This window comes from Ruegeria sp. I3 (genome assembly GCF_056532525.1).
Genome location: NZ_JBQFNI010000004.1, coordinates 1 through 25,436, shown reverse-complemented (window position 1 = coordinate 25,436; position 25,436 = coordinate 1). Strand labels below are relative to the sequence as shown.

Sequence of the window (25,436 nt, the reverse complement as noted above, 5' to 3'; positions counted from 1 at the left end):
GAATATGGAAACCACCATCCTCTTTGCCCCGCTCGTGGGTGCGTTGATCTGCGGTTTTGGCTGGCGCTTCATTGGTGAGAAAGCCGCCATGTGGACCGCAACGGGCCTGCTGTTTCTGGCCTGCCTGCTCAGCTGGATCGTCTTCCTTTCATTTGATGGCCACACCCAGCAGATTGAGATCATGCGCTGGATCGAAAGTGGTTCGCTGTCGACAAGCTGGGCCATTCGTCTGGACCGTCTGACGGCGATCATGCTGATCGTGGTGACGACCGTTTCGGCGCTGGTTCACTTGTATTCATTCGGCTACATGGATCACGACCCGCAATGGCGTGAAGGCGAAAGCTATAAGCCGCGTTTCTTTGCCTATCTGTCGTTCTTCACCTTCGCCATGCTGATGCTGGTGACGGCGGACAATCTGGTTCAGATGTTCTTTGGCTGGGAAGGCGTGGGTGTCGCCTCGTACCTGCTGATCGGGTTCTATTATCGCAAGCCCAGCGCCAATGCAGCGGCGATGAAAGCGTTCATCGTGAACCGAGTGGGCGATTTCGGCTTTGCGCTGGGGATCTTCGCGCTGTTCTTCCTGACCGACAGCATCAATTTCTCAGACATATTCGCGTCGGCCCCGGCATTGGCGGAGGAAAAACTGAGCTTCCTCTGGGGTGAGTGGACTGCGATTGAGGTGATCTGTGTTCTGCTGTTCATCGGCGCGATGGGTAAATCGGCGCAGTTGATACTACACACCTGGCTGCCGGATGCGATGGAAGGTCCGACCCCTGTGTCCGCGCTGATCCACGCTGCGACCATGGTTACCGCAGGTGTGTTCCTGGTCTGCCGTATGTCGCCGCTGATGGAGTTCGCACCGGGGGCCACCGGGTTCATAGCTTTCCTTGGCGCTTCGACTGCGTTTTTTGCTGCAACCGTGGGCTTGGTGCAGACCGATATCAAGCGGGTCATAGCGTATTCGACCTGTTCGCAATTGGGTTACATGTTTGTCGCCGCCGGCGTTGGCATGTACTCAGCCGCGATGTTCCATCTGCTGACGCACGCATTCTTCAAGGCGCTGCTGTTCCTTGGTGCCGGTTCAGTGATCCATGCGATGCATCATGAGCAGGAGATGACCGAGTACGGCGGTCTGCGGAAGAAAATCCCCTATACGTTCTGGGCGATGATGATCGGCACGCTGGCCATTACCGGTGTGGGCATCCCGCTGACCACGTTTGGATTCGCTGGGTTCCTGTCGAAGGATGCCATCATCGAAAGCGCCTTTGTAGGTGGCACAGGTTATGCCTTCTGGATGTTGGTGATCGCAGCGGTGTTCACCTCATTCTACAGCTGGCGTCTGATATTCCTGACCTTCTATGGCGAGCCGCGTGGCGACAAGCATACGCATGAGCACGCGCATGAAAGTCCGATGGTCATGCTGGTCCCGCTGGGGGTACTGTCGCTGGGCGCGGTGTTCTCGGGGATGCTGTGGTACAACCAGTTCTTCGGCTACACCGATAAAGTGGCCAAGTTCTACGGTATTCCGCTGGCGGAAGAGACTGGCGGTCATGGCGAAGTTGCCGCAGACGCATCTCATGGTGAGGCCAAGGCAAATGACGACCAAGTCGACGCGAAGGCTGATAAAGGCGAGGGTGACTACAAGGCGGACAAGAAGCATGCCAGCTTTGGCGGTGAGCCGGGCGAAGGCGCGCTGTATATGGCACCTGAAAACAATGTCCTGAACGATGCGCATGAGGCTCCGAAATGGGTCAAAGTATCGCCTTTTGTTGCTATGCTGCTGGGTTTTGTCGTAGCTTATTGGTTCTACATCGTGAACACGTCGCTTCCCGCTCGTCTGGCGGCGAACCAGCGGCCACTGTACCTGTTTCTCAAGAACAAGTGGTACTTTGACGAGATCTACGACGCGATCTTTGTCAAACCTACCGTTGCGTTGGGTCGGTTCCTGTGGAAACGCGGTGACGGCAACACGATTGATGGCTTCCTGAACGGGGTTTCGATGGGCGTGGTGCCCTTCTTTACCCGCCTCGCAGGCAAAGCTCAGACGGGTTACATCTTTACTTACGCCTTCTGGATGGTTTTGGGCATCGCCGCTCTTGTCACCTGGATGTCGATCGGCGGAGGCGCAAACTAATGGACAATATCCTATCTATTGTCACCTTCATACCCGCCATCGCAGCAGGCATTCTGGCCCTGTTTCTGCATGGCGAGGACGTAGCCGCGCAGCGCAACGCCAAATGGGTTGCGCTGGTTGCCACAACCGTGACCTTTCTGGTCTCAATCGGCATCTATACCGGCTTTGATCCGTCCAACACCGGCTTCCAGATGGTGGAAGAGGGCGAGTGGCTGCTGGGCCTGAAGTACAAGATGGGTGTCGATGGTATCAGCGTTCTTTTCGTGCTGCTGACCACCTTCATCATGCCGCTGACCATTCTGGCCAGCTGGCAGGTCACGGACCGGGTCAAGGAATACATGATCGCATTCCTGCTGCTGGAAACGCTGATGCTGGGCGTGTTCATGGCGCTGGATCTCGTGCTGTTTTACCTGTTCTTCGAGGCGGGCCTGATCCCGATGTTCCTGATCATCGGTATCTGGGGTGGCAAGGACCGCATCTATGCCAGCTTCAAGTTCTTCCTATACACCTTCCTCGGCTCGGTGCTGATGCTGGTGGCGATGGTTGCGATGTATGCGGATGCGGGCACCACGGATATCGAGGCGCTGATGAGCCATCAGTTCTCGTCCGAAGGGTTCAGCGTACTGGGCATCTATATCGTCGGCGGCATGCAGACGCTGATGTTCCTGGCCTTCTTCGCGTCGTTCGCGGTGAAGATGCCGATGTGGCCGGTGCATACCTGGCTGCCGGATGCGCACGTTCAGGCGCCGACGGCGGGTTCGGTCGTGTTGGCGGCGATCCTGTTGAAGATGGGCGGCTATGGCTTCCTGCGGTTCAGCCTGCCGATGTTCCCCGTGGGGTCTGCGGTGATGACCGATGTGGTGCTGTGGATGTCGGCGATTGCTGTTGTCTACACCTCTCTGGTCGCGCTGGTGCAGGAGGATATGAAGAAGCTGATCGCCTATTCCTCGGTCGCGCATATGGGCTTTGTGACCATGGGTATCTTTGCAGCGAACCAGCAGGGCATTGATGGCGCGATCTTCCAGATGCTCAGTCATGGGTTCATTTCCGCAGCGCTCTTCCTGTGTGTTGGCGTGATCTATGACCGGATGCACACCCGCGATATCGAGGCGTATGGCGGTTTGGTCATCCGGATGCCGGCTTACGCTCTGGTCTTCATGCTGTTCACCATGGCCAATGTTGGCTTGCCTGGTACATCAGGCTTCATCGGGGAATTCCTGACCCTGATGGGCGCTTTCCAGGTCAACACCTGGGTGACGGCTGTGGCTGCAACCGGTGTGATCTTCTCAGCGGGCTATGCGCTGTGGCTCTATCGCCGGGTAGTCTTTGGAGATCTGATCAAGGAAAGCCTCAAGGCCATCACAGACATGAGTTCGCGCGAGCGGCTGATCTTCGCGCCGCTGATCGTGATGACCATTCTGCTTGGGATTTATCCCTCGCTGGTGACCGATGTGATCGGGCAATCCACCGCAGCGCTAATCTCGAACTATGACACGGCTCTGGCCGCGGCTGAAGCCGCAACCCAGACAGCCGCTTCGCATTAAGGGGGCTTTGGAGACATGATCCAGGCTGATCTGACAATCATCCTGCCGGAAATTGTTCTGGCAATTTATGCGATGGCGGCGCTGATCGGGGCTGTCTACACCACCAAGGATGCTCTGGCTCCCATGCTGGTCTGGGCCACTTCAGGTCTGATGGCGGTGTTGGCAATCTGGATTGCGATGAATGGCGAAGGTACCAACGTGGCCTTCAACGGCATGTTTGTGGATGACGGCTTTGCTCGATTTGCAAAGGTTGCGATTCTGCTGTCCGCCGCTGCGGTATTGCTGATGAGCCAGGAATATATGGCGCGCCGCGATCTGCTGCGCTTTGAATATCCTTTGCTGGTCGCACTTGCGGCTGTCGGCATGATGATGATGGTTAGCGCAGGCGATCTGATGTCGCTTTATATGGGGCTTGAGCTGCAGTCGCTGTCGCTTTACGTCGTGGCCGCCTTGCGGCGCGACAGTGCCAAATCCACCGAAGCCGGTTTGAAATACTTCGTGCTGGGCGCGTTGAGTTCTGGCTTGCTGCTCTATGGTGCGTCGCTGGTTTACGGCTTCACTGGCACCACGCTGTTCTCGGGCATCATCCAAACGGTGCATCATGGAGATGTCTCGATTGGCCTCCTGTTTGGCCTGGTGTTCATGATCTCGGGTCTGGCCTTCAAGGTCTCGGCCGTGCCGTTCCACATGTGGACGCCGGATGTGTATGAAGGGTCTCCGACCCCGATTACCGCGTTCTTCGCCACCGCTCCGAAAGTGGCTGCGATGGCCTTGTTCGCGCGCCTGATGCATGACGCATTCGGAGGCGTGATCAAGGATTGGCAGCAAGTGGTCGTGCTGCTTTCGGTCCTGTCGATGCTGCTGGGCGCGGTTGCGGCTATCGGGCAGCGGGACATCAAGCGGCTGATGGCGTTTTCGTCGATTGCCCATATGGGATATGCTCTGATCGGACTGGCCGCTGGGACCGAGATGGGCATCAAGGCAATGCTGATGTATCTGGCCATCTATGTGACGATGAATATCGGAACCTTCGCATTCATCCTGATGATGGAGCGTGATGGCAAACCTGTCACCGATATCGATGCGTTGCGTCAGTTCTCGAAGCGCGATCCGGGCAAAGCTCTGGCAGTCCTGATCCTGATGTTCAGTCTGGCGGGCGTGCCACCGATGCTGGGCTTCTTCGCCAAGTTCGGCGTCTGGCAAGCGGGTATCGATGCCGACCTGTTCGGGCTGGTGATCGTCTCGGCCATCGCCTCGGTCATCGGTGCGTTCTACTATCTGCGGATCGTGTTCTACATGTATTTCGGGGCGGAGAATGAAGACCCGATCGAGATCCGCTCGACCCCGGTTTTGTGGGCAGCGCTGATGGGCTCTGCGGCTCTGATGTTGATTGGCGTATTTTATCAGTTCGGTGTGGAAGGGGCAGCTGCAGCTGCTGCGGCGACGCTTGTCAACTGATACTGCCGCGTTTCGATCAACCGAGGCTCGGTCGCGCGACCGGGCCTTTTTGACATGAGCGAATGGCCGCAGGGATATGGCCTGCATATACTGAAAGAAGTCGACAGCACTCTGAATGAGGCGGTGCGGCTTGCGCCAACAGCGACCGGTCCGGTCTGGATCATGGCACATCATCAGACCGCCGCGCGTGGTCGGCGCGGGCGAGCCTGGGCCAACCCCAAAGGTAATCTGGCAGCGACTTTGCTGATGCGCCCGCCGGGTGATCCGGAACAGGCGGCCCTTCGAAGTTTTGTCGCAGCGCTCGCCCTGTATGATGCTTGTGTGGCGGTAACGGGGCGCGCAGTAGGTTTGGCACTGAAATGGCCCAATGACGTGCTGCTCAACGGCGGAAAACTAGCGGGTATCCTGCTAGAAAGCACGGGGCAGGGCCGGGGGGTGTCACATCTGGCGATAGGGGTTGGGGTGAACCTGTCCGAGGCACCGGGCACTGATCGCGTCGAAGCCGGAGCGGTGCGACCTGTTTCTCTGCTCTCGGAAACCGGCGCGCTCACCACCCCCGAGGATTTTCTGACCGAACTGGCGGTAGCTTATGCGCATTATGAGACCCAGTTCATGACCTACGGGTTCGAACCGATCCGCACCGCCTGGCTATCCCGAGCAGCGCGGTTGGGCGAAGTCATAACCGCTCGTACAGCCACGTCCGAAACGGTTGGAACCTTCGAAACGGTAGACGTGGGTGGCAGCCTTGTCCTAAACACCGCCAAGGGCCGGGTCAGCATTCCGGCTGCGGATGTGTACTTCTGAAAGGGGCGCGGGATGCTTCTGGCGATTGATTGCGGCAATACCAACACCGTTTTCTCGATCTGGGATGGCGAAAAGTTTCTGTGCACCCTGCGCACCTCAACTCATCATGCCCGCACAGCGGACGCATATTTCACTTGGTATTCAACCTTGGTGAAACACTACGGTATCGAAGCTGATATCTCGGATGTGATCATCGCCTCAACCGTGCCACGCGTGGTGTTCAACCTGCGGGTCTTTGCTGATCGCTTTTTTGGATGCCGGCCGATTGTTGTTGGCAAGCCAGATTGCCTGCTGCCGGTCAATCCGCGCGTGGACGAAGGCACCGTGCCCGGTCCGGACCGGTTGGCCAACGCGGCGGCGGCGTTCGACCGCCATGGCGGCAATGTGGTTGTGGTTGACTTTGGGACGGCTACGAATTTCGACGTAGTCGCAGCCGACGGCGCCTACGTCGGTGGTATCATCGCCCCTGGCGTGAACCTGAGCCTTGAGGCACTGCATCAGGGTGCCGCGGCGTTGCCGCATATCGACATCACGAGGCCCGAAAAAGTGATTGGAACAAACACGGTTGGCTGTATCCAGTCCGGCGTGTATTGGGGATATTCCGGCCTGATCGAAGGGCTGATCTCGCGCGTGAAAGCTGAATACGGAATGGCGATGAAAGTCGTCGGTACCGGGGGCCTGGCGCCTCTGTTTGACCAGGCTGACGTGGGTTTTGACGCTATCGAGGATGATCTGACGATGCACGGGTTGACCGTGATACATCGCTATAACAAGGAAAATGGCTCAACATGAGCAGTGAACGACTGATCTATCTGCCGCTGGGCGGTGCAGGCGAAATCGGCATGAATGCCTATGTCTATGGTTACGGTAAGCCGGGGCAAGAGCGGTTGATCCTTGTGGATCTTGGCGTTGCCTTCCCGGACATGGACACCTCGCCCGGCGTGGATCTGATCTTTGCAGACATCACCTGGTTGAAAAAGCGTGCCGATCAGCTGGAAGCAGTTTTTGTCACTCACGCGCACGAAGATCATGTCGGGGCGGTGGCCCACTGTTATGAGGCTTTGGGCGCGCCGGTCTACGCGCGCGCTTTTACCGCCAATATCGCGCGTCGCAAGATGGAAGAACGCGGCCACCCGACCGAGGCGGTGCAAACTGCGTCTCCATGGCCCGAACAGATCAAGGCTGGCCCGTTTACCGTTGGTTTCCTGCCGGTTTCGCATTCCATCCCTGAAAGTGCAGGGCTCGTTATCGACTCGCCTGCCGGGCGCGTGGTGCATACGGGGGATTTCAAGCTCGATTCCAACCCGGTCGTGGGCGAACCATTCGATCCCGATCTGTGGGCCGAGGTGGCAAAGCCCGGCGTCAAAGCGTTGGTCTGTGATAGTACCAATGTGTTCTCAAGCCATCCCGGGCGTTCGGAATCCGAAGTCGGCCCCGAGATCACCCGTCTGGTTCAAGAGGCCAGCGGCATGGTCATCGCAACCACGTTTGCCTCGAACGTGGCACGCGTGAAAACGCTGGCAGAGGCGGGACAGAAAGCCGGCCGTTCGGTCGTACTGCTGGGTCGTGCGATGCGGCGTATGATCGAGGCGGCGACCGAGACCGGCATCCTGACCGATTTTCCAAAGGTTATCAGCGCCGAAGAGGCCGTCGACGTGCCACGCGCGAACCTGATGTTGATTGTGACTGGCAGCCAAGGCGAACGCCGCGCAGCCAGCGCCCAACTGGCGCGCGGTAAGTATCGCGGACTAGAAGCGAAAGAGGGCGATCTGTTTCTGTTCTCGTCCAAGACTATTCCCGGCAATGAACGTGGCGTGATCCGCATCATGAACCAGCTCAGTGAGAAGGGCGTGGATGTGGTCGATGACAGCTCTGGTCTGTATCACGTCTCGGGTCACGCCAACCGGCCTGATCTTGAGAAGGTTCACGCCCTGATCGATCCGCAGATGGTTATCCCGATGCATGGCGAACACCGCCACTTGCGTGAGCATGCCAAACTGGCCGAAACGGGTGGTCGCACTGGGATTCTCGCTGTTAACGGCACTATGCTGGATCTGACTGGGAATGCGCCCAAAGTGGCGGATTATATCGAGACTGGCCGGACCTATCTGGATGGTACAGTCAAAATCGGCGCCTTGGACGGCGTGGTGCGCGACCGGATTCGGATGGCGCTGAACGGCCATATCATCATCACCGTGATATTGGACGAAGAAGACGAACCGCTGGGTGAGCCGTGGTGCGATACGATGGGCCTGCCCGAAATGGGATCATCCCGCGCGGGGCTGATTGAGGTGCTGGAAGAGGACCTGAACCAGTTCCTGATGCGTGCGGGTGCAAAGACGCTGCGTGATGACGACAAACTGGAAGAAGGGTTGCGCCGGATCGCACGTCAGACCGCGCAGGCCGAGATCGGCAAGAAACCCGAGGTAACAGTGGTTGTTAGCCGAATGCGTTAATCTGCATAGGGCATCGGATAGCCCCGAAGCTGCAGGAAAAGGCTGGCCTCTTCGTTGTTGAGAAAGAAGGGAACAGTTTCAGGCGGGTTCGGGTCCTCTGCACGGGCGGCGACTTCGGCCAGAACAACTTCGGTGATGAAGGGCAGGTCGAACTCTCGCGCTTGGCTGATCTTGACCCATTGCAAATGCGATAGCTCGTCCGAGGCATGGGTGAAGTCGTCAAGATCCCCCTGAATCGCGTCCGCATCGACCAGAAAGAACCTGGCGTCGAACCGGCGGGGTCGCCCCGGTGGTGTGACTGCGCGAAAGACAAATTGCAGTGCTTCTGCAGACGGCAGGTAGCCCATCGCCGCAAAGCTTTGCCAATCGGCCGGGATCGCGCCTTGCCAATCCCCTTGTTGCCCCAGAACAAGCCCGGTTTCTTCCCACAACTCTCGGATCGCCGCGACAGCCAGAGAGGTCTGCAAGTTTGGCGCTGATTGTTGTGACAGGCGATCGTTGCATAGATCGGGCAATGGCGTGCTGAGCGAGATGCCCGCATCGGAAGCATCAACCGCGCCGCCCGGGAACACGAATTTGTTCGGCATGAACGCAGCCTTGGCACCGCGTTGGCCCATCAGGATCGACGGGTCTGTGAACCGATCACGCAATACGATTACGGTAGCAGCATCCCGGATTGCGGTTTTATCCGCCGTCATCCGGCCTTGCCAAACCCGTGCATCCGCCGCGCCCATTGATAGGCGACAACGGCCCCTTTGAGACGGGGCAGAAGGAACAGGGATAGCGCGACGCAGCCGATCGAGAATGCAATCGCCATGGTCCATGGATCGGGACGCCACTGCACATAAGAGACATGAAGGGCGGGTGCCAGAAGGTGCCCCACCAGCAGGATCGTCAGGTAGGCCGGGCCGTCATCAGCGCGATGATGGAACAATTCCTGCCCGCATTCCGAACAGGTGTCATTCACCTTGAGATAGCTGTGCAACAGCGCACCCTCACCGCAATTCGGGCATTTGCACCGGAACCCTCGGATCAATGCGGGTTTTGTTGGGCGGTCTTCTTCGAGCGAACTGTCAATAGTTTGGTCAATCATATGTATCTCGCGCATCTTTCCTGAAGGCATATAGGCAGGATCAGACCCAACGGAAAAGGGGGGTGCGTCGCTTTGTGGCGCTGCTGCTTAGCGTATCATTTTCTATTGGCGTTTCAAATAAACCAAAAAAAAGTTGTGCCGGAAGCGACGGAAACCCGCCCAAGCCGCGTTTGAACAGGTATCAACAGCGGCAAATGGCCGCCAAATTCAGGGAACTATGTAATGAAAACCAAAAGCTTCATTTCGGCAATCGTCGTAGCTGCAGTTACTGTGACCGGCACTTCCGCTTTGGCCAAGGGCCCGCGTGCGACATTTCAGGAACTGGATGCCGACGGGGACGGGCAGGTGACTCAGGCCGAGATCGAGACACATCGCAACCAGAAATTCACCGCTGCCGATACGGATGGCGACGGCCAACTGAGCGTCGAAGAAATGCAGGCTGCGGCGCAGACCAAGGCCAACGAGCGTGTCACCAAGATGTTCGAAAAGCACGACGCAAATGCGGATGGTTTCCTTAGCGAAGATGAATTGCCGAAACCGCGCCGCGCCTCCAAGATGTTCGAGCGCATCGATGCCGACGGCAACGGTTCGATCTCAGAACAGGAATACGCGGATGCAAAAGACAAAATGGGCCGGAAACACAAGCGGCATCAGAAGTCGGACACCGACAACAACTGATGCGGGATGGAGGATCTGACCTCTTATCCCGACATCGAGCATGGCGGAACACCTGCCATGCCCGAGCCCAGCGACGAAGAGTTGCTGGGCCGGTTTTCTGATGGCGATGCTACGGCGGCCCGCCTGCTGACCGGGCGGTTGGGGCCGCGAAGTTATTCCGTGGCTTTGCGAATGCTGGGAAACCCAGCAGAAGCAGAGGACGTGACGCAAGAAGCGATGATGCGCCTTTGGAAGATGGCACCTGACTGGGTGCCGGGGCAGGCGCAGTTATCGACCTGGCTCTATCGCGTAACACTGAATCTATGTGTGGACTTGCGCCGGAAAAAGCGGCCTCAAGCGTTGGACAATGTGGCCGAACCCGAAGATGAGACTGCCAGTGTGGTCGACCAGATGCAGGAGAGTGCCCGCAAGGACGCGTTGCAGGCTGCATTGGAGCATTTGCCGGACCGGCAGCGGCAGGCTGTGGTTCTGCGGCACATCGAAGAATTGTCCAATCCCGAAATCGCGGGGATCATGGATATTTCGGTCGAGGCGGTTGAAAGCCTGACCGCGCGTGGCAAACGATCTCTGACCGCGATACTGGCGGGGCGTCGGGATGAACTGGGGTACGAACATGGCTGATCAAGATAACGAACTCGACCATCTGTTTGCACGGGCGCGTGCGGCGCGGGATACGTTTCCTGACGATCTTGCGGTTCGCATCGAAACTGATGCCGAAGCCATACGTCTGGCCCGGACTGCAAGACCGCAGCGGCGGGCATGGCGGCAAAAGATAGGCGTTATCGGGGGGTGGCAAGGGTTGAGCGGTCTTGTGGCCGCAAGCGCAGCTGGCGTCTGGATCGGGTTCTCCGCTCCGGCCTTCTTACCGGACCCTGTTGATTATTTCATCTCACAAGAGACGACCTATCTGATGGCCGATCTGAATTTAGACGAAAACTATCTGGAGGACGCAGAATGAGCGATCATCCCGCACCCAAACGCAAATGGATGCCGATATTGCTGGTTGTCTCTCTTGCTTTGAATCTGCTGATTGTCGGAGTCATTTTGGGTGCGGCATTGCGCTTTAAAGGAAGCGCTCATGCCGATGCGCCTCCGGGATTTGGCCCGGCGCTGTATTATGCGCTGCCAAAGTCGGATCGAAAGGCTCTGAGAGGTGAGTTGTCGGACCTGCGCGGAAAAGGATCACATCGGCGCAAGCAGGATTTTACTGCTCTTAGTCAAGTGCTTAGGGCCGTGCCTTTCGATCCCGCAGCGGTTGCGAGTCTTTTGGCACAGCAGTCGAAGGCAACTGCTGATCTGCAGATTGCGCTTCATCAGCAATGGCTGGCCCAGATCTCGGCCATGAATGATGACCAACGTGCCGCTTACGCGGACCGGCTGGAGGACGTGGTTAAACGCGGCCCGCGCAAACACAAAAAACGGGACTGACTAGTCAAGCTGCGCTTTGCCGAATCTGTACCTGGTTGCGGCCCGCTTTTTTGGCGGCATAAAGTGCTTTGTCCGCCGAGCTGATCAATCGACCAACCGGGTCTGCTTCGCCTGGATGAGAGAGTTCGGGCGAGGTACATAATTTCACCCCCACGCTGATCGTTACGGGTACTGGGGCCGGACGATCCGGCAGCTGAAAAGGTTTTTCGCAAATTGTTTCACAAATCTGTTTCGCTTGCTTCAGCGCTTGGTCGGTTGGGGCATTCGGTAGCCCGATCATGAACTCTTCGCCGCCGATACGCGCGACAAAACCGGTTTTTCCTATCACGACTCGCAGCCTTTTCGCGGTTTCGGTCAGAACCAAATCCCCCGCGGCGTGACCGTAACGGTCATTGATTGCCTTGAAGTGGTCCAGATCGGCCAGCATCACGGCGAATCCGTGTTCCGTTTCTGGGGCCTGATGCGCGATCTGGTCCAGCGCGCGCATCGCGTAGCGGCGATTGAACAGTCCGGTCAGCGGATCGATCATGGATTCGGCCAAATCCCTGCGCAATGTCGCTCGCAATCTGTCGTCTCGGGTCTTGCGGGCGATCAAAGTTTCAAGCCGCAAGCATATCTCATCTGTCTGAAACCCGCCCATGCAGACCGCATCAGCACCTCGGTCCAGCGCCTCGGCCGCAAGTGCGGGATTATCACCCGGCAACACACCGATCAGCACCGTATTTCGTGTCGCACCGCGCGACCGAAGATCTGCCAGTAGGTTCCGCCCCGAGCTATTCGGTGCAAGTTCAACAATAATCGCGTCCGGGATCGTTCCGGACAGGATGCCTTTGAGATCAGGCAGAGTATGGCCGGTCACACGATGCCGGGTTTGATGGGTCAGAGCATTACTCCACAACGCGCTGGTTCGAACTGTTTGCGTCAGGATCGCGATCTCTGCCGTCGATGGCGGGGCGATCAGCACCTGTGGCGCCTCGCCAAAGCCAATGGTTTGGGCCGAACCTTCGATGTTTAATTCCTGCCGTTCGGCGCGCGTACGTAACAAGCTGCGCACGCGGGCCAATAGAAGTGTATCCTTGAACGGATAGCCAAGCACATCATCCAGCCCGTCCGACAGTGCCTTCAAACGCGCTGCTTTGTCGTTTTGCGGTGCAATCGCAACAATCGGCACATCGATCAGAGCAGGATCTGCCGCCATCACTTTCTTAACATCCGCAGCGCTTCCGTCGGGCAGAGTTTGCGCTGTAAGAACCAGATCAGGCCGTGTCCGCCGCAGCAATGCACCAAGCCCGGCCAGTTTCTCACCCTGCACGACATGGTACCAGGCGGCCGTCAACTGAACCTTGAGCATTATGCGATTGGTCGAAACACCGTCGAGGACGAGTATGGTGCCTTGTACAGACATAGCCATTCACCGTTTGATTGCATGCGTTGCTAAAGTGTTTATGAGTCTGGTTAACAAACCCTTTCCAACACAGTGTCCGAGGCCAGTTTATGCCGATCTCCGCCAATTCCGCTGAAACTCTGGCCCTGAATGTGCTGGGCTGGCTGGTGGGAAATGATGAGTTGCTGCCCGTTTTCCTGGGGGCGACAGGTGCCTCGGAACAAGATTTGCGCGACCGTGCGGGTGAGGCTGAATTTCTTGGGTCTGTGTTGGACTTTCTGCTGCTTGACGATTCATGGGTGATCGCTTTTTGTGACGCCAATTCCGTGCCCTACGAAGAGCCGGGTCAAGCCCGTGCCGCGTTGTCCGGAATTTCGGATATGCACTGGACCTAACCCAAAGGAAATTTGTTTCATGGCAATCGACGCCCTCGTGTTCGACAAGGACGGTACTCTTTTTGATTTTGCAGCCACTTGGGGTGCGTTCGGGCGTATCGCGATGCTGCAGCTCTCTGATGGAGATGTGCAGCGCGCGACCGAGTTGGGGAAGGCCATCGGATTTGATTTTGAACAAGAGAGCTACGACCCGAATAGCGTAGTCATCGCCGGAACGGTCGATGAAGTTGCTGCAGCCCTGACACCGCATTTGCCTGAGGTATCTCTGGGGCACCTGATCGAAACACTCAACCGGGCGTCAGCGAACGCAGAGCAGATCCAAGCCGTTCCCTTGGCACCATTCCTTGCCGAGCTGCGTCGCGCCGGGCTGAAACTGGGCGTTGCGACGAACGATGCTGAAATGCCGGCCCTGCAGCACCTGCAGTCCGTTGGTGTGCGAGACCATTTTGATTTTGTAGCCGGATATGACAGCGGACATGGTTACAAGCCAGGTCCGGGGCAGCTATTGGCCTTTGCTCAGCATGTCGAGGTCGCGCCATCTCGTGTTGCGATGGTTGGTGACAGTCTTCACGATCTAGAGGCGGGACGCGCCGCAGGGATGGTCACCATCGGGGTTCTGACCGGCATGGCGACGGCCAAAACACTCGAACCGCTGGCGGATGTCGTCTTGCCCAACATCAGGCACATTCCCGGCTGGTTGTCGAAAACCGAATAACCTCGGTTCCAAATCGCCGGGTTGGATAATAAAACCGACAACTCTTGTCGCAGACAGAACGGCGATACTGAATCTTCGGGGCTTTCATAGGAGTGAAAGCGCGGAGGATGGTGATGGCTGAGAGCAAGACACGCAAACGTCGCGGTGGTGGACGCGCGGGCGCAGCCGCGAGGCGCGGCGCGGCGGTGATCGAGCAGATGCCCTGGAACCCGCCCACAAACATCGACAAGCCAATCGAGCCGTTGGGACCCGAGGGAATCGAAGCGGTTCACGAAGGTGCCATGCGGATTCTCGAAGAGATCGGCATCGAGTTCTACAATCAAGAAGCCATCGGGATCCTGCGCAAGGCGGGCTGTACAATTTCCGGCGACAACGTCCGTATGGACCGGGATTTCGTGATGGAAATGGTGGGCAAGGCGCCCAACAAATTTACCATCACGCCGCGCAACCCGGAGCATCAGATCGAGATTGGTGGCAAGACCATTCTGTTCGGCAATGTTTCATCCCCACCAAATTATTGGGACATGGAAATCGGAAAAAAAGTGCCCGGCACCCGGCGGATGTGTCAGGACCTGCTGAAGCTGACGCAATACTTCAACTGTATCCACTTTGCAGGTGGATATCCGGTTGAGCCGGTCGATATCCACGCCAGCATTCGGCACCTTGATGTGCTTTATGACAAGCTGACCCTGACTGATAAGGCAATGCATGCCTATTCGCTGGGGAAAGAGCGCGTCGAAGACGTGATGGAGATGGTGCGTATCGCGGGTGGCCTGAGCCACGAGGAATTCGAGGCCACGCCCCGGATGTACACTAACATCAACTCGACCTCACCGTTGAAACACGACCATCCAATGATCGATGGCTGCCTGCGGCTTGCGCGGCGTGGGCAGGCAATTGTCGTGACACCTTTCACTCTGGCCGGGGCGATGGCCCCTGTGACGATGGCTGGCGCAGTGGCACAATCGCTTGCCGAAGCGCTGTGCGCGATTGCGTTGTTTCAGTACGTTCGCCCGGGTATTCCATGCGTGATCGGGACCTTTACTTCGAATGTCGATATGAAATCCGGTGCGCCTGCATTCGGGACACCGGAATACATGCGCTCGACCCAGATGACTGGGCAGATGGCACGGTATTATGGCTTGCCTATGCGGTCCTCGGGCGTTTGCGCGGCAAATGTGCCCGATGGGCAGTCGGTTTGGGAAACCTCGAATTCCCTTTGGGCGGCGGTGCAGTCAGGCACCAACATGGTATATCATGCGGCAGGCTGGCTGGAAGGAGGCCTTATCGCAAGCCCCGAGAAATTCATCATGGATTGCGAAATCCTGCAGCAGATTCAGCGGTATATGCAGCCGGAACTGACAGCAACGGGCCCGGATGACATCGCCCTTGAAGCGATCCGGTCTGTTGGAAACGACGGGCATTTCTTTGGCATCCAACATACGCAAGATCGTTATACCACCGCATTTTATCAGCCGTTCCTGAGTGACTGGAAAAACTTCGAAGCCTGGGAAGCAGCTGGTGGTATCTGGACTGCGGAACGTGCCCATCGGATGTTCAAGGAGATCGTGAACAATTTCGAAGCCCCGAAGATGGATGAGGCGATCCGCGAGGAGCTGGCCGAGTTTGTTGAGCGCCGCAAGGCCGAAGGCGGTGCGCCGACCGATTTCTGATCGCTGCCGAATCAGCCCTTCAGTTTGGGATTAGATCGGATTCTCATAATCCCGTATCGGATTTTGGGTGTTTGTTAAGCTTTCTGCGATCACTTGAGAGTGTCTTTCAATCTGAGGCGACTCATGCACGGGCTGATCAACAGGGCGATCCAATCCTTTGTCTGCGCCACCTACGGGCGTCAATGCTGGTTGCGCGCGACTCATACGGCCGGGCTGGGATTTGATGAGTTCGAGGCGATGTTGATCTATGACGCGGAGATATCGACCCGAGTGCTCGACGCTTTGTGCGCTGACTTGAACCGCCCAAAATCCGAATTTCTTGAGGATTTGGGCACTTATCTGGTCTCACACTCGAACATGGAAGATCTACGCAGGTTATTGCGTTTTGGCGGGGTCACCTATTTGGAGTTTCTGCATTCGCTTGATGATCTGTCGGATCGCGTCCGCCTTGCTGTGTCCGATCTGAGATTGCCGGATTTGGAACTGCAGGAACACTCGCCCGGGGAATATCACTTGCACTGCACTCCTGATTTGCCGGGGTATTCCAGCGTCATGACAGGTGTACTACGAGCCATGGCGGATGACTATGGGGCGTTGGTGATCCTGTCCAATGAAGGGTGCCAAAACGGGGTTGAGTTGATTTCAATCACATTGATCGAAAGCGCGTTTGCCGAAGGGCGTCACTTTGATCTTGGGGCACGTAAATCATGATCAAGACCGCAGATCTTGGACAGTTGCTGGACACCTTATGTCCGATGTTCGTCCTTGTAGATGACATGGGGCGGATCGGGCAGGTTGGACCAACTCTGCAGAAGCTACGTCCGGATCGGCCTATGGTCGGCCGAAGCTTTCTGGATGTCTTTGAGCTGGTGCGCCCTCGCTCAATCACGACAGTAGCTGCGCTGATGATGGTGCCGGACCGAAAGCTACACCTCAGATTTCAAGACCGGCCGCAGACTGCGTTCAAAGGTCTGATCGCGCCGTTTCCTGGCGGAAGCGGGGCGGTCATCAACCTGTCGTTTGGAATTTCGATACTGGATGCGGTACGCGACTATTCTCTGACCAGCACCGATTTCCCGGGCACTGATCTGGCCATAGAATTGTTGTATCTGGTCGAGGCAAATTCTGCCGCGATGGAAGCGTCACGCTCGCTGAACTTGCGTCTGCAAGGTGCGATGCTGGCGGCAGAAGAACAAGCCTATACGGACACGTTGACCGGGCTGAAAAATCGACGCGCGATGGATCATATACTGGGGCATTTGATTTCGTCGAAATCGAGTTTTGCAATGATGCATCTGGATCTGGATTTCTTCAAATCGGTCAATGATCGATTGGGGCATGCTGCAGGGGACTATGTTCTGCAGCAAGCCGCAAAGATCATGCTGGACGTCACACGCAGCGACGACACGGTTGCCCGAGTCGGGGGTGATGAGTTTGTCTTGATTTTTAAGGGCATGAACGATCGTACAAAGCTTGATGGTATTGCAGGGCGCCTGATTTCACGCCTGTGCAAGCCGATGCAGTTCGATGGGGCAACCTGCCGTATATCGGCAAGTATTGGTACAGCACTCTCGACACAATTCGAAGTGCCCAAGGCCGAAGATATTCTTCATGCCGCCGATCTGGCTTTATACGCAGCGAAACGAAGCGGGCGATCCTGCCACCGTTTCTATTGCGAGCTATCGGATGCGCAGCATTCAGGTTGACGCAGGTGGCACCCCTTTGCTTCGCTACAGTGTATCCAACATCGCCGCGATGTGTCGCTTGACCTGAGGAAGCTCTGAAATCACAGGCATTACGTGTCCCTGAAAGCTGGCGCGGGCAAGCTCCTCGGGTACATCTTCCAAAACATGGCCTCCGGTGCAGGCAAAAAACGGCAGGCACAGCGCCTTGCCACCGCACCCTTTGGCGGCGTCCGCAATTGATGGGGTTTGCTCAACGAACCCGGTGCGAATGCTATTGAATGCGGTAAGCCGACCCAGATTCTCGGCGAAACCCTTTGCGACAATGGCCGGATTGGCGCTGCGGCCCGAGCCATGTGCAGCGATCACAAGATTTGTGTCCGCCGCGCTCCAAACCCTGTGCGTCAGTTCCTGATGTATGGCCGCTGTAATCAGGGCAGGCAGTTCGGGATCGATACCCATGGGGTCCAGAATCGTGACAGAACGCTGGCCAATCCGCTTTGGCAGAGCGCTGGTGACAAACCAGCCGCGCGCCATGAATAAGGGGTAGATAACTGTGTCGCTGGTCAATCCATCAAGGCAATTTTCCAACGCCTGCGGGGCTGCCAATGTGGCCGACGATACCGAAACCCGTTGACATAACTCATCTACCTCTCGCGCAAAGGCTGCTAGCGCAGCTTCTGCAGGTGCAGGGTCCGAGGGTTGGCCATGGGCGACGATAACGGCGTGTGTCATGCAGGGCTCCGGATAGGTTCTGCGATAGATGTATTGCTGGTGGGCAGAGTCAATGCGGTGTTGGCACTTTCGTCATCCCAAGAGGGTCAGCCACAACCAGACCGTCAATATTGACGCGGTCGTTCCGATCAGAACTGACGACGCGGCCACACGTTTGGCATGTCCGTACATGTTTGCGAAGATGTAGCTATTGATCCCCGGCGCCATCGCTGCGGTAAGAACGCCCGAGCGGAACAGGTCTTGCGGCAGCGCCAGAGATGACCCGAAGAACCAAACCAGGCTCGGGTGCAGCATCAATGAGATACAGCAGACGAAAATAATGGTACGCAGATCGCCCTCGGGTCGGTACTTAACCAGCACGCCCCCCAGCGCGAACAGGGCACCGGGCAAGGCCGCGCGGGTGATCAGGTTCAAGGCTTCGTCTACAACTCCGGGTATGGCCAGTCCAGTGAGGTTTACGACAAACCCCAACGAGATCCCAAGAATGAGTGCATTCTTGAACATGGCCGACAGCACGGATTTCAACATCAGCACTCCGCCGTTGCCGCGGTTTCGAAGCACCTCCATCACCGTGATGCCGAGGCAATAGCAAAAGGGTGAGTGGAACGCGATGATTGTGAAGTTGCCAACTAAATTTTCGACCCCATAGGCGCGCTCGGTAATAGGCAACCCCAAGAGGACCGAGTTTGAAAACAGACAGCAAAATCCAATAGCAACCGTATCCTCCCACGCTCGTCCGAAGATCAGGCGCGCACCGATCATACCAGCGACAAAACACAGACCAGCTGCTGAATAGAAACTGACCAAAAGCCGAGGATCGAAGCTGGTGCCGAGATCGAGATTGGCAATGGCGAGAAACAGTAGGCAAGGAATGGCAAAGTTCTGCGTGAAACTCATTAACCCATCGATATGGGTTTCGCGAAAATAGCCGAACCTCGTCGCCGTGTATCCGGCACCGATGACCAGAAACACCGGCAGGATGACATCAATCAGGCTTTGTAACATGGCGGCGCCATACGGGGTATCGTAAGCGCGTGCAGCAGCATGCCTTACAGGGCGTGCCGGATCACCATGCCATCATAGGCAGGCGTGATATGATCCGGTGTTTCCGCATCGACCGTCGCATAATCCAGATCGATATGCATGTTGGTCAAAACGGCGCGTTTTGGTTTCAATTGGTCGATCCACTCCAGCGTCTTTTCCAGATGGGCATGGGTTGGATGCGGGGAACGACGCAGAGCGTCAATAATCAGGCATTCCAGATTCGCCAGTTCAGTCATGCTCTCATCATAAAGCTCTGCTACATCAGGCAGATAGACGATGTTTCCCATTCTGAAGCCAAGCGCATCAATCGATCCGTGGTTCACGCGAAATGGCCGAAGCGGGATCGTGCCGCCTGGACCGGGAATTTCGAACGGCCCATTGATTGTCTTGAGGTCGAGTATGGGCGGATAGGGCGATCCCTCGGGCTGAACGAAGGCATAGCCAAACCGGCTGAGCAGATCGTTCTGCGTGTCACCATCGGCCCAGACGGGAACGCGGGTTTTCATATTGAAAACGATCATCCGCAGATCGTCGATCCCATTCATGTGGTCCGCGTGGGAATGCGTGTAGACGACACCGTCCAATCGCCCAGTCCCGGTGTCCAGCAATTGGCTACGCATATCAGGTGAGGTGTCGATCAGAACCGACGTAGTCCCGTCCGGCCCGTCCCGTTCGACCAGTAACGAGCATCGCCGACGCTGGTTTTTCGGGTTTTCCGGATCACAATCGCCCCAATGTCCCCCGAGACGGGGGACGCCACCGGATGACCCGCAGCCCAGAATTGTCAGGCGCAGCTCGCTCATGCAGCCGCCTTGTATGTGGCGGCTTTGGTGAAGAGCCGGTCAAAATTGGCCTGCGTTTGTGCGGCGAAATCTGCGTACTCCAATCCGAAGACCTCAGCCCCTTTACGGGCGGTGTGTGCCGTATAGGCGGGCTCATTCCGTTTACCGCGATATGGTGGGGGGGCAAGATAGGGCGCATCGGTTTCGACCAGAATTCGGTCAACAGGTGCCGAAGCGAAGATATCGCGCAGTTCCTGGCTTCTTGGGAAGGCCGCGATGCCGGACATGGACAGGTAAAAGCCCAGATCAAGCGCGGCCCGGGCCAGTTCAGCCGATGAAGAGAAACAATGCATGACACAGGAATAGGGCGTATTACGATGCTCTTCGGTCAGAATGCGGGCCATGTCGTCATCAGCAGCGCGCGCGTGGATGATCAATGGCAGGCCAGTGCGCTGGGCGGCCTCGATATGGATGCGCAGCGATTGTTTCTGAACATCTGCCGACTCGGCCGTGTAGTGATAATCAAGCCCGCTTTCCCCAATGCCCACGAACTTGGGATGCTTAGCCAATGCGACCAGCTCATCGACCGTGGCCATCGGCTCATCAGCGGCGCTCATCGGGTGGGTGCCTGCAGCGTAGAAGACTGGGGCGTGAGCCTCGGCGATGGCGCGCACAGCGGGTTCGTTGCGCAGCCGGGTGCAGATGGTCACCATGCGGGTCACGCCAGCCTCGGCAGCGCGTGCTACGATTTCATCCAACTGACCGTCGAAATCAGGGAAATCCAGATGGCAGTGGCTGTCGGTAATTTCGGGGGTGAGGCTCATCAGCTGTGACCGGCGGTTTCCTGTATCTTGAACACCGTATCTAGGACAAGCGAGGCAGGGTCAAGGTTCACCGCCTGCCCATGCCGCGCGCGCGCCGTGATGAGCGCGGCGACCTCCGCCCATTGGCGGGCCTTGTGCTGCGAGTTAGAGAGGCGCGACAGAGTTTCAGCCTCATTCGGGGCGGCCTCGGGTATGGGGGCGGCACCCTTTGCACCTGTCAGCGCCAAACGCGAGAGCGCAACGTCGATCAGTGAAAGCAGCAGATCAAACCGTTCCGCAGCACCTCGCTGAGCAGCCGCTTCTGCCAGTTTTAGGGTGCACTGGCGGTCGAGCCGGGGAAGGGAGCCCAGAATTGCAATCAGCTCGGCATAAAGCTCTAGCCCGCCGAGATTGATCAAGCGGACGGCATCACCCACTGAACCGGCGGCGAGGGCTGCCAAATGCTCGGCCCGACTAGGGATTTCTGTGCCGGTCTGCGCTAGCGCGGCCTGCATGTCATCTGCGCCAAGGGGTGAAAGCCGCAGCGTGCGGCAACGCGAACGGATGGTCGGCAGCAGGCGCGAAGGTTGGTGTGAAACCAGCAGCAGCGTCGTGCGCGCTGGGGGTTCTTCGAGCATTTTCAGCAGCGCATTGGCGGCGCTGACATTCATTTCATCCGCTGAATCGACGATAACAACCCGGCGACCACCATCGGCAGAGGACAGGCCGAAGAACTTGCCCAGTTTGCGGATGTCATCGACAACGATTTCGTTGCGCAGCCGTCCCTGATCGTTGACGGACCGGGTGATTGCGGCAAGGCCGGGCTCGGCCCCCGCCTGGATTCGGTGAGCGACGGGGTGGTCCGGGTCGATGTCCAACGTCTCAGGCGCAGGAGGGGCACCAAACAACCCGCCTTCATCTGCCGGAGGTGTGGCCAACAAAAACTGTGCAATGCGCCAGGCAAGGGTAGCCTTGCCCACGCCGCGCGGCCCCGTTAGCAACCAGCCGTGGTGCAGCCGGTCCGAGTTATACGCGGTTAAAAACGCCTCTTGGGCCGCATCCTGTCCGAACAGCTTGAGAGTTTCGCGCGGATGCGGGGCACCAGGGGCCTGATCCGGTGTTTGGATATCGTCGCTCATGTCAGCTCAATTGCAGGGACGCCATGACAATATCTGTCACATCCCGCGCAACGCTGTCCATGTCCCGATTGCCGTCGACCACGTGGAAACGGTCAGAGAATTCTTGGGCCAGACCCAGAAAACCTGCCCGCATCTGTTGTTGAAGATCCAAACCGAAATCTTCGAATCGTTCTTCGGTGCCCTGACGACCTTTGGCGCGCAACAGACCGGTTTCCGGGTCCATATCGATCAGCAAGGTCATATCTGGCTCTCGCCGGATCATCAAGCTGTGCAACTGATCCACCAAACCCCGCAGATCGCCGCGCGACAGACCTTGATACATCCGGGTACTGTCGGCAAAGCGATCGCAGATCACAACCTTGCCCTCTGCCAACGCGGGTTCAATCGTGCGCTCAAGATGATCGCGCCGGGCAGCGGTGAACAGCAGGATCTCGGTCTCGGCCGACCAGCGGTCCGGATCACCCTGCAGCACAAGGCTGCGAATTTCTTCTGCCCCGTCCGATCCGCCGGGCTCGCGCGTCAGAACGACGTCGCGGCCTTGATGCCGCAAGTGCTCGGCCAGCAGGCGCGCCTGCGTGGACTTGCCTGATCCGTCAATGCCTTCGAAGGTCAGAAACGTTCCGCGCGCTGTCACATTTGCTCCAGCGGAGTGTTGATCACTTCTTTCAGAACGATGCCACCCACGGTCAACATACGTACGACAAACCCGCCCAAGGGAACATCCTTTTCCGCCACCAGCGGGCGGCGGATTTCGGGCAATCCTTCGGGTTGGATCACCAACTCGGCCAATTGCTGGCCTTTGCTGACCGGTGCGTTGATAGGGCCGTCATAGACAACCTCGGCCTTGATGTCCTTGTCGCCCAAAACGGGGAACAGCAAGGTCAGATCACCCTCGGGCACCAATCCCACAGTCTTTTCCGCCCCCATCCAAAGCTTGGCCTGGGCTACCGGTTCTTCTGATTTGGCAACTGTCCTCTCGACAAAATTTCGAAACGACCAGTTAACCACGGCCTCAGCCTCCTCTGCGCGCTTGGCAGTGCTGTCGAGCCCTGAAAGTACAAAGACAACCCGTCGGTCGCCTTGTTTGGCAGAACCGACCAAACCATATCCTGCCTCTTGGGTATGGCCAGTCTTGAGGCCATCGGCCCCGATATCCAGCTTCAGCAGCGGATTGCGGTTCCGCGCGTTCGAGGGCGCGCGGCCATCGAATTCGAACTCTTCTTCGGCAAACAGGGGATAGTACTCGGGGAAATCGGTGATCAGCCGGTCGGCCAGTACTGCCAGATCGTGCACTGACATCATGTGCCCAGCAGCAGGCCAGCCGTTGGAATTGGCAAAGTTCGAGTTGTTCATGCCCATCTGCTGCGCCCGCTGAGTCATGAAACGGGCGAATCCGGCTTCGCTTCCGTCGGGGCTGAGCGCTTCGGCGATCACGACACAGGCGTCATTGCCCGAAAGCACGATGATCCCGCGCAAAAGATCCTCGACCCGGACACGATCCTGCGTGTTCAGGAACATGGTCGAGCCGCCATAGCTCATTGCATGTTCCGAGACGGGCAAAGTTTCGTCCAGCGTCAAACGGCCATCGCGCAAGGCTTCAAACGCCACATAAAGCGTCATGAGCTTCGACATGGACGCTGGAGGCAGAGGCTGATCGGCGTCTTTAGACAACAGCACAGTGCCGGTTTTCTGGTCCATCACATAAGCCGCACGCGCGGTGGTGTCGAAGGCATGGGCGGGCAGTGCCAACAGCGCCAACCCGAGGGCCAGTGTGGTGGATCGCAAAGCGGAAAGCATCATGGGCCTCCTGTTTGATCAGTTCTTTGCCGTGAAAGCATCGGTAAACCCAAGGTCTTTCACATCGTTCAACATCGCCCGACGTTCCGCGCGGGTTGCAACGGGTCCAACCAAAACGCGCCAGACCGACTTGTCCTCGCTTTTCAGTTCCATGACTTCGGCGGCCATGCCATTGCGCCGGATCTTGTCCGCCGCGCTCTTGGCGTTGGATTCTACGCTGAAGGTGCCCGCCTGAACAAAAGGTTTTGCCAACCCACTTGTCGTCGCAGCACTCGCCGTCGCTGGTGCCGCGGCCGTTGGTTCAGAGGCCTTGATGGCCGCTGCCGCTCCGGCAATCGGGTCCAGAGGCGTTTCGGTGATTGCGTTAGGGTCTTTCTTTTGCCACCACTTGCGCTTGGCCGGTTTTTCAGCCGGTGCCGTCAGTTCGGGATCCGACAATGCTGCCGTCTGTGTTTCTGACGAAGGGGATTCGGTCTCGGCAGCCGCTGCGGTTGCTGCGCCAGCTGCAGCGACTGCAGTCTCGTCGCTTGGCTTTTTCTGCCACCATTTGCGTTTGGCCGGTTTCTCTGGGGCTGGGGCCTCATTCGCGGCCAATTCACTGGTCGGGGCTTCTGCATTGGTCGAGGCTTCTGCACTGGGCGCATCTTCATTCGACGATGCAGCAACGGCAGCCCCAGCAACGACTGCAGCTCCGGTCGCTGCTTCGGTGCTTGGCTTTTTCTGCCACCATTTCCGCTTTTGAGGCTTTTCAGCAGCGCCCGCTTCCGACGCTTCTGCGGTGTCGGTTGTTTCCGAACTCTCTGCACTATCTGTCTCTTCGGCAGGTTCCGCGGCGACAGGTGCAGGGGGTTCTTCAATGGCCTCACGTCGCAACGCGACAACCTGCACCCTGGTTGGAGCACCAGCCAGCATTCCCAATTGCTCGGCAGCGGATGACGAGACCTGCAGCGCGGGTCCCGGCAAATTCCGCTCACGGCGGAACAGGGCACCCGTTACCGATTTGTTGTTGGCTGTATTCTTGATCAGCACCCGCTCGGGTTGAGTCACATCGGGATGCGCCACCCAGATACCACCCAGCGATGGCCGCCCGTCCCACAACCCTGCTTCGGTGACCTGAAAAACCTCGGGGGCTTCAACATCGCGCTGATTGGTCGCGGCAGCCTCGGGGAACAGTTCGAACCGGTTTGTGTTGTCCGCGTCTTCGGCGGCCGTATCCTCAAGCGGGTCCTCTGTAGTAAGTAGCCCTTCTTCGCATCCAGCCAATGCTGCCATGGTCACGACCAAAATTGCCAGCCGTTGTGGCCCAAAGCGTGTGCCCGTAGCTCGCTCCATTTTCTCAATCCCTTGCCTGACAAGGCCATTCCGGCCGCGCCCCACCGCGTCATTGCTGGTTCTTTTTGCCAGTCTTGTGCGGTCTTTCCCGCAGATCATAGCGCGGGCATCGGGCCATGGAAAGACTGCTACATTCGCTTCGGCAAGATTTCCCGCTTTATGGCTTGCCTCCGCGCTCAACTCGTCTTAGACCCAGCCTCACGCGGGGAGGTGGCAGAGTGGTCGAATGCGGCGGTCTTGAAAACCGTTGAACGTGAGAGCGTTCCCAGGGTTCGAATCCCTGTCTCCCCGCCACTCATACCTGTCTCAATCCAGTTGTGTTTTCTGACCCGGAATTGTGCCGCAATTCCCGCGAGTTGG

26 protein-coding genes and 1 tRNA gene are annotated in these 25,436 nt (G+C 57.6%); 16 read left to right on the top strand and 11 right to left on the bottom strand.

The genetic code is table 11. From position 1 onward, the window contains the following. The first annotated feature begins 4 nt into the window (after window positions 1-4). Genes nuoL through ACR0L9_RS12325 form a run of 6 tightly spaced genes read left to right on the top strand, consistent with a single transcriptional unit; the run spans window position 5 to window position 8,396 of the window. On the top strand, window positions 5-2,134 hold the full coding sequence (nuoL, locus tag ACR0L9_RS12350; protein WP_480895779.1) for an NADH-quinone oxidoreductase subunit L: 2,130 nt from the start codon (window positions 5-7) through the stop codon (window positions 2,132-2,134). Next, window positions 2,134-3,678: an NADH-quinone oxidoreductase subunit M gene (locus ACR0L9_RS12345; RefSeq protein WP_170424095.1), complete on the top strand. Its 1,545-nt coding sequence runs from the start codon at window positions 2,134-2,136 to the stop codon at window positions 3,676-3,678. Before nuoL ends, ACR0L9_RS12345 begins: the two co-directional genes overlap by 1 nt. A gap of 15 nt (window positions 3,679-3,693) precedes the next feature. After that, the gene (gene nuoN, locus ACR0L9_RS12340) at window positions 3,694-5,136 is read left to right on the top strand and encodes an NADH-quinone oxidoreductase subunit NuoN (RefSeq protein ID WP_170424093.1); all 1,443 of its coding nucleotides are present in this window, start codon (window positions 3,694-3,696) and stop codon (window positions 5,134-5,136) included. A 54-nt stretch (window positions 5,137-5,190) separates the two neighbouring features. Beyond that, entirely contained in the window at window positions 5,191-5,940 is a 750-nt protein-coding gene (locus ACR0L9_RS12335) for a biotin--[acetyl-CoA-carboxylase] ligase (RefSeq protein WP_170403973.1), read from the top strand. A 12-nt stretch (window positions 5,941-5,952) separates the two neighbouring features. Next, window positions 5,953-6,732 (top strand): type III pantothenate kinase, encoded by a 780-nt coding sequence (locus ACR0L9_RS12330; protein ID WP_170397028.1) that lies wholly within the window; start codon window positions 5,953-5,955, stop codon window positions 6,730-6,732. Continuing rightward, window positions 6,729-8,396 (top strand): ribonuclease J, encoded by a 1,668-nt coding sequence (locus ACR0L9_RS12325; RefSeq protein WP_480895778.1) that lies wholly within the window; start codon window positions 6,729-6,731, stop codon window positions 8,394-8,396. The genes ACR0L9_RS12330 and ACR0L9_RS12325 overlap by 4 nt, the downstream gene beginning before the upstream one ends. Here the strand turns inward: ACR0L9_RS12325 and ACR0L9_RS12320 are convergent. Together ACR0L9_RS12320 and ACR0L9_RS12315 are read right to left on the bottom strand one after the other, a co-directional pair. Next, window positions 8,393-9,094 carry an NUDIX hydrolase gene (locus tag ACR0L9_RS12320; protein ID WP_480895777.1) on the bottom strand — a complete coding sequence of 234 codons (702 nt, stop codon included), beginning with the start codon at window positions 9,092-9,094 and terminating at the stop codon, window positions 8,393-8,395. The genes ACR0L9_RS12325 and ACR0L9_RS12320 overlap by 4 nt on opposite strands. Next, window positions 9,091-9,489 (bottom strand): DUF983 domain-containing protein, encoded by a 399-nt coding sequence (locus ACR0L9_RS12315; protein WP_170397024.1) that lies wholly within the window; start codon window positions 9,487-9,489, stop codon window positions 9,091-9,093. Before ACR0L9_RS12315 ends, ACR0L9_RS12320 begins: the two co-directional genes overlap by 4 nt. Window positions 9,490-9,711: 222 nt before the next feature. Between ACR0L9_RS12315 and ACR0L9_RS12310 the strand changes: the two genes are divergently transcribed. The 4 genes from ACR0L9_RS12310 to ACR0L9_RS12295 are packed head-to-tail and all read left to right on the top strand — an operon-like array spanning window position 9,712 to window position 11,595. After that, window positions 9,712-10,167, top strand: coding sequence for an EF-hand domain-containing protein (locus tag ACR0L9_RS12310; RefSeq protein ID WP_170403961.1), 456 nt, complete (start codon window positions 9,712-9,714; stop codon window positions 10,165-10,167). A gap of 6 nt (window positions 10,168-10,173) precedes the next feature. After that, a complete protein-coding gene (locus ACR0L9_RS12305; protein WP_170403958.1) occupies window positions 10,174-10,788 on the top strand; it encodes an RNA polymerase sigma factor in 615 nt (204 codons plus the stop codon). Continuing rightward, complete coding sequence (locus tag ACR0L9_RS12300; protein ID WP_480895776.1) at window positions 10,781-11,125, top strand: hypothetical protein; 345 nt, start codon at window positions 10,781-10,783, stop codon at window positions 11,123-11,125. Before ACR0L9_RS12305 ends, ACR0L9_RS12300 begins: the two co-directional genes overlap by 8 nt. Further along, window positions 11,122-11,595, top strand: a complete 474-nt coding sequence (locus ACR0L9_RS12295; protein WP_480895775.1) for a periplasmic heavy metal sensor — start codon at window positions 11,122-11,124, stop codon at window positions 11,593-11,595. The genes ACR0L9_RS12300 and ACR0L9_RS12295 overlap by 4 nt, the downstream gene beginning before the upstream one ends. Window positions 11,596-11,599: 4 nt before the next feature. Here the strand turns inward: ACR0L9_RS12295 and ACR0L9_RS12290 are convergent, their stop codons facing one another. After that, on the bottom strand, window positions 11,600-13,006 hold the full coding sequence (locus tag ACR0L9_RS12290; protein ID WP_480895774.1) for a diguanylate cyclase: 1,407 nt from the start codon (window positions 13,004-13,006) through the stop codon (window positions 11,600-11,602). An 83-nt stretch (window positions 13,007-13,089) separates the two neighbouring features. Between ACR0L9_RS12290 and ACR0L9_RS12285 the strand changes: the two genes are divergently transcribed. The 5 genes from ACR0L9_RS12285 (at window position 13,090) to ACR0L9_RS12265 (ending at window position 17,468) form a co-directional block, all read left to right on the top strand. Continuing rightward, window positions 13,090-13,374 carry a DUF3572 domain-containing protein gene (locus tag ACR0L9_RS12285; protein WP_170397013.1) on the top strand — a complete coding sequence of 95 codons (285 nt, stop codon included), beginning with the start codon at window positions 13,090-13,092 and terminating at the stop codon, window positions 13,372-13,374. A 19-nt stretch (window positions 13,375-13,393) separates the two neighbouring features. After that, window positions 13,394-14,089: an HAD family hydrolase gene (locus tag ACR0L9_RS12280; protein WP_480895773.1), complete on the top strand. Its 696-nt coding sequence runs from the start codon at window positions 13,394-13,396 to the stop codon at window positions 14,087-14,089. Window positions 14,090-14,202: 113 nt separating this feature from the next. Then, on the top strand, window positions 14,203-15,762 hold the full coding sequence (locus ACR0L9_RS12275; protein ID WP_480895772.1) for a trimethylamine methyltransferase family protein: 1,560 nt from the start codon (window positions 14,203-14,205) through the stop codon (window positions 15,760-15,762). A gap of 123 nt (window positions 15,763-15,885) precedes the next feature. After that, window positions 15,886-16,473: a heme NO-binding domain-containing protein gene (locus tag ACR0L9_RS12270; RefSeq protein ID WP_170612253.1), complete on the top strand. Its 588-nt coding sequence runs from the start codon at window positions 15,886-15,888 to the stop codon at window positions 16,471-16,473. After that, window positions 16,470-17,468, top strand: coding sequence for a GGDEF domain-containing protein (locus ACR0L9_RS12265; protein WP_170403937.1), 999 nt, complete (start codon window positions 16,470-16,472; stop codon window positions 17,466-17,468). Before ACR0L9_RS12270 ends, ACR0L9_RS12265 begins: the two co-directional genes overlap by 4 nt. A gap of 24 nt (window positions 17,469-17,492) precedes the next feature. On the opposite strand, the gene ACR0L9_RS12260 is transcribed toward ACR0L9_RS12265, so the two are convergent. The 8 genes from ACR0L9_RS12260 to ACR0L9_RS12225 form a co-directional block, all read right to left on the bottom strand. Continuing rightward, window positions 17,493-18,179, bottom strand: coding sequence for a CbiX/SirB N-terminal domain-containing protein (locus tag ACR0L9_RS12260; RefSeq protein WP_480895770.1), 687 nt, complete (start codon window positions 18,177-18,179; stop codon window positions 17,493-17,495). 72 nt (window positions 18,180-18,251) lie between these two features. Beyond that, complete coding sequence (locus ACR0L9_RS12255; protein WP_480895769.1) at window positions 18,252-19,184, bottom strand: AEC family transporter; 933 nt, start codon at window positions 19,182-19,184, stop codon at window positions 18,252-18,254. Window positions 19,185-19,228: 44 nt separating this feature from the next. Continuing rightward, window positions 19,229-20,026, bottom strand: coding sequence for an MBL fold metallo-hydrolase (locus ACR0L9_RS12250; protein WP_480895768.1), 798 nt, complete (start codon window positions 20,024-20,026; stop codon window positions 19,229-19,231). Continuing rightward, window positions 20,023-20,829: a TatD family hydrolase gene (locus tag ACR0L9_RS12245; RefSeq protein WP_480895767.1), complete on the bottom strand. Its 807-nt coding sequence runs from the start codon at window positions 20,827-20,829 to the stop codon at window positions 20,023-20,025. Before ACR0L9_RS12245 ends, ACR0L9_RS12250 begins: the two co-directional genes overlap by 4 nt. Continuing rightward, window positions 20,829-21,947 carry a DNA polymerase III subunit delta' gene (locus ACR0L9_RS12240; RefSeq protein WP_480895766.1) on the bottom strand — a complete coding sequence of 373 codons (1,119 nt, stop codon included), beginning with the start codon at window positions 21,945-21,947 and terminating at the stop codon, window positions 20,829-20,831. Before ACR0L9_RS12240 ends, ACR0L9_RS12245 begins: the two co-directional genes overlap by 1 nt. A 1-nt stretch (window position 21,948) precedes the next feature. Continuing rightward, complete coding sequence (gene tmk, locus ACR0L9_RS12235) at window positions 21,949-22,581, bottom strand: dTMP kinase (protein WP_170403915.1); 633 nt, start codon at window positions 22,579-22,581, stop codon at window positions 21,949-21,951. Next, on the bottom strand, window positions 22,578-23,744 hold the full coding sequence (locus ACR0L9_RS12230; RefSeq protein ID WP_170396992.1) for a D-alanyl-D-alanine carboxypeptidase family protein: 1,167 nt from the start codon (window positions 23,742-23,744) through the stop codon (window positions 22,578-22,580). The genes tmk and ACR0L9_RS12230 overlap by 4 nt, the downstream gene beginning before the upstream one ends. 18 nt (window positions 23,745-23,762) lie before the next feature. Next, a complete protein-coding gene (locus tag ACR0L9_RS12225) occupies window positions 23,763-25,076 on the bottom strand; it encodes an SPOR domain-containing protein (protein ID WP_480895765.1) in 1,314 nt (437 codons plus the stop codon). 204 nt (window positions 25,077-25,280) lie between these two features. Here ACR0L9_RS12225 and ACR0L9_RS12220 point away from each other — a divergent pair. Beyond that, window positions 25,281-25,370: transfer RNA gene (locus ACR0L9_RS12220), tRNA-Ser, on the top strand. Window positions 25,371-25,436: the final 66 nt, after the last annotated feature.

Coding starts and splice junctions, on each gene's coding strand:
- nuoL (WP_480895779.1), top strand. CDS start 5: ATGGAAACCACCATCCTCTTTGCCCCGCTCGTGGGTGCGTTGATCTGC.
- ACR0L9_RS12345 (WP_170424095.1), top strand. CDS start 2,134: ATGGACAATATCCTATCTATTGTCACCTTCATACCCGCCATCGCAGCA.
- nuoN (WP_170424093.1), top strand. CDS start 3,694: ATGATCCAGGCTGATCTGACAATCATCCTGCCGGAAATTGTTCTGGCA.
- ACR0L9_RS12335 (WP_170403973.1), top strand. CDS start 5,191: ATGAGCGAATGGCCGCAGGGATATGGCCTGCATATACTGAAAGAAGTC.
- ACR0L9_RS12330 (WP_170397028.1), top strand. CDS start 5,953: ATGCTTCTGGCGATTGATTGCGGCAATACCAACACCGTTTTCTCGATC.
- ACR0L9_RS12325 (WP_480895778.1), top strand. CDS start 6,729: ATGAGCAGTGAACGACTGATCTATCTGCCGCTGGGCGGTGCAGGCGAA.
- ACR0L9_RS12320 (WP_480895777.1), bottom strand. CDS start 9,094: ATGACGGCGGATAAAACCGCAATCCGGGATGCTGCTACCGTAATCGTA.
- ACR0L9_RS12315 (WP_170397024.1), bottom strand. CDS start 9,489: ATGATTGACCAAACTATTGACAGTTCGCTCGAAGAAGACCGCCCAACA.
- ACR0L9_RS12310 (WP_170403961.1), top strand. CDS start 9,712: ATGAAAACCAAAAGCTTCATTTCGGCAATCGTCGTAGCTGCAGTTACT.
- ACR0L9_RS12305 (WP_170403958.1), top strand. CDS start 10,174: ATGGAGGATCTGACCTCTTATCCCGACATCGAGCATGGCGGAACACCT.
- ACR0L9_RS12300 (WP_480895776.1), top strand. CDS start 10,781: ATGGCTGATCAAGATAACGAACTCGACCATCTGTTTGCACGGGCGCGT.
- ACR0L9_RS12295 (WP_480895775.1), top strand. CDS start 11,122: ATGAGCGATCATCCCGCACCCAAACGCAAATGGATGCCGATATTGCTG.
- ACR0L9_RS12290 (WP_480895774.1), bottom strand. CDS start 13,006: ATGGCTATGTCTGTACAAGGCACCATACTCGTCCTCGACGGTGTTTCG.
- ACR0L9_RS12285 (WP_170397013.1), top strand. CDS start 13,090: ATGCCGATCTCCGCCAATTCCGCTGAAACTCTGGCCCTGAATGTGCTG.
- ACR0L9_RS12280 (WP_480895773.1), top strand. CDS start 13,394: ATGGCAATCGACGCCCTCGTGTTCGACAAGGACGGTACTCTTTTTGAT.
- ACR0L9_RS12275 (WP_480895772.1), top strand. CDS start 14,203: ATGGCTGAGAGCAAGACACGCAAACGTCGCGGTGGTGGACGCGCGGGC.
- ACR0L9_RS12270 (WP_170612253.1), top strand. CDS start 15,886: ATGCACGGGCTGATCAACAGGGCGATCCAATCCTTTGTCTGCGCCACC.
- ACR0L9_RS12265 (WP_170403937.1), top strand. CDS start 16,470: ATGATCAAGACCGCAGATCTTGGACAGTTGCTGGACACCTTATGTCCG.
- ACR0L9_RS12260 (WP_480895770.1), bottom strand. CDS start 18,179: ATGACACACGCCGTTATCGTCGCCCATGGCCAACCCTCGGACCCTGCA.
- ACR0L9_RS12255 (WP_480895769.1), bottom strand. CDS start 19,184: ATGTTACAAAGCCTGATTGATGTCATCCTGCCGGTGTTTCTGGTCATC.
- ACR0L9_RS12250 (WP_480895768.1), bottom strand. CDS start 20,026: ATGAGCGAGCTGCGCCTGACAATTCTGGGCTGCGGGTCATCCGGTGGC.
- ACR0L9_RS12245 (WP_480895767.1), bottom strand. CDS start 20,829: ATGAGCCTCACCCCCGAAATTACCGACAGCCACTGCCATCTGGATTTC.
- ACR0L9_RS12240 (WP_480895766.1), bottom strand. CDS start 21,947: ATGAGCGACGATATCCAAACACCGGATCAGGCCCCTGGTGCCCCGCAT.
- ACR0L9_RS12230 (WP_170396992.1), bottom strand. CDS start 23,744: ATGCTTTCCGCTTTGCGATCCACCACACTGGCCCTCGGGTTGGCGCTG.
- ACR0L9_RS12225 (WP_480895765.1), bottom strand. CDS start 25,076: ATGGAGCGAGCTACGGGCACACGCTTTGGGCCACAACGGCTGGCAATT.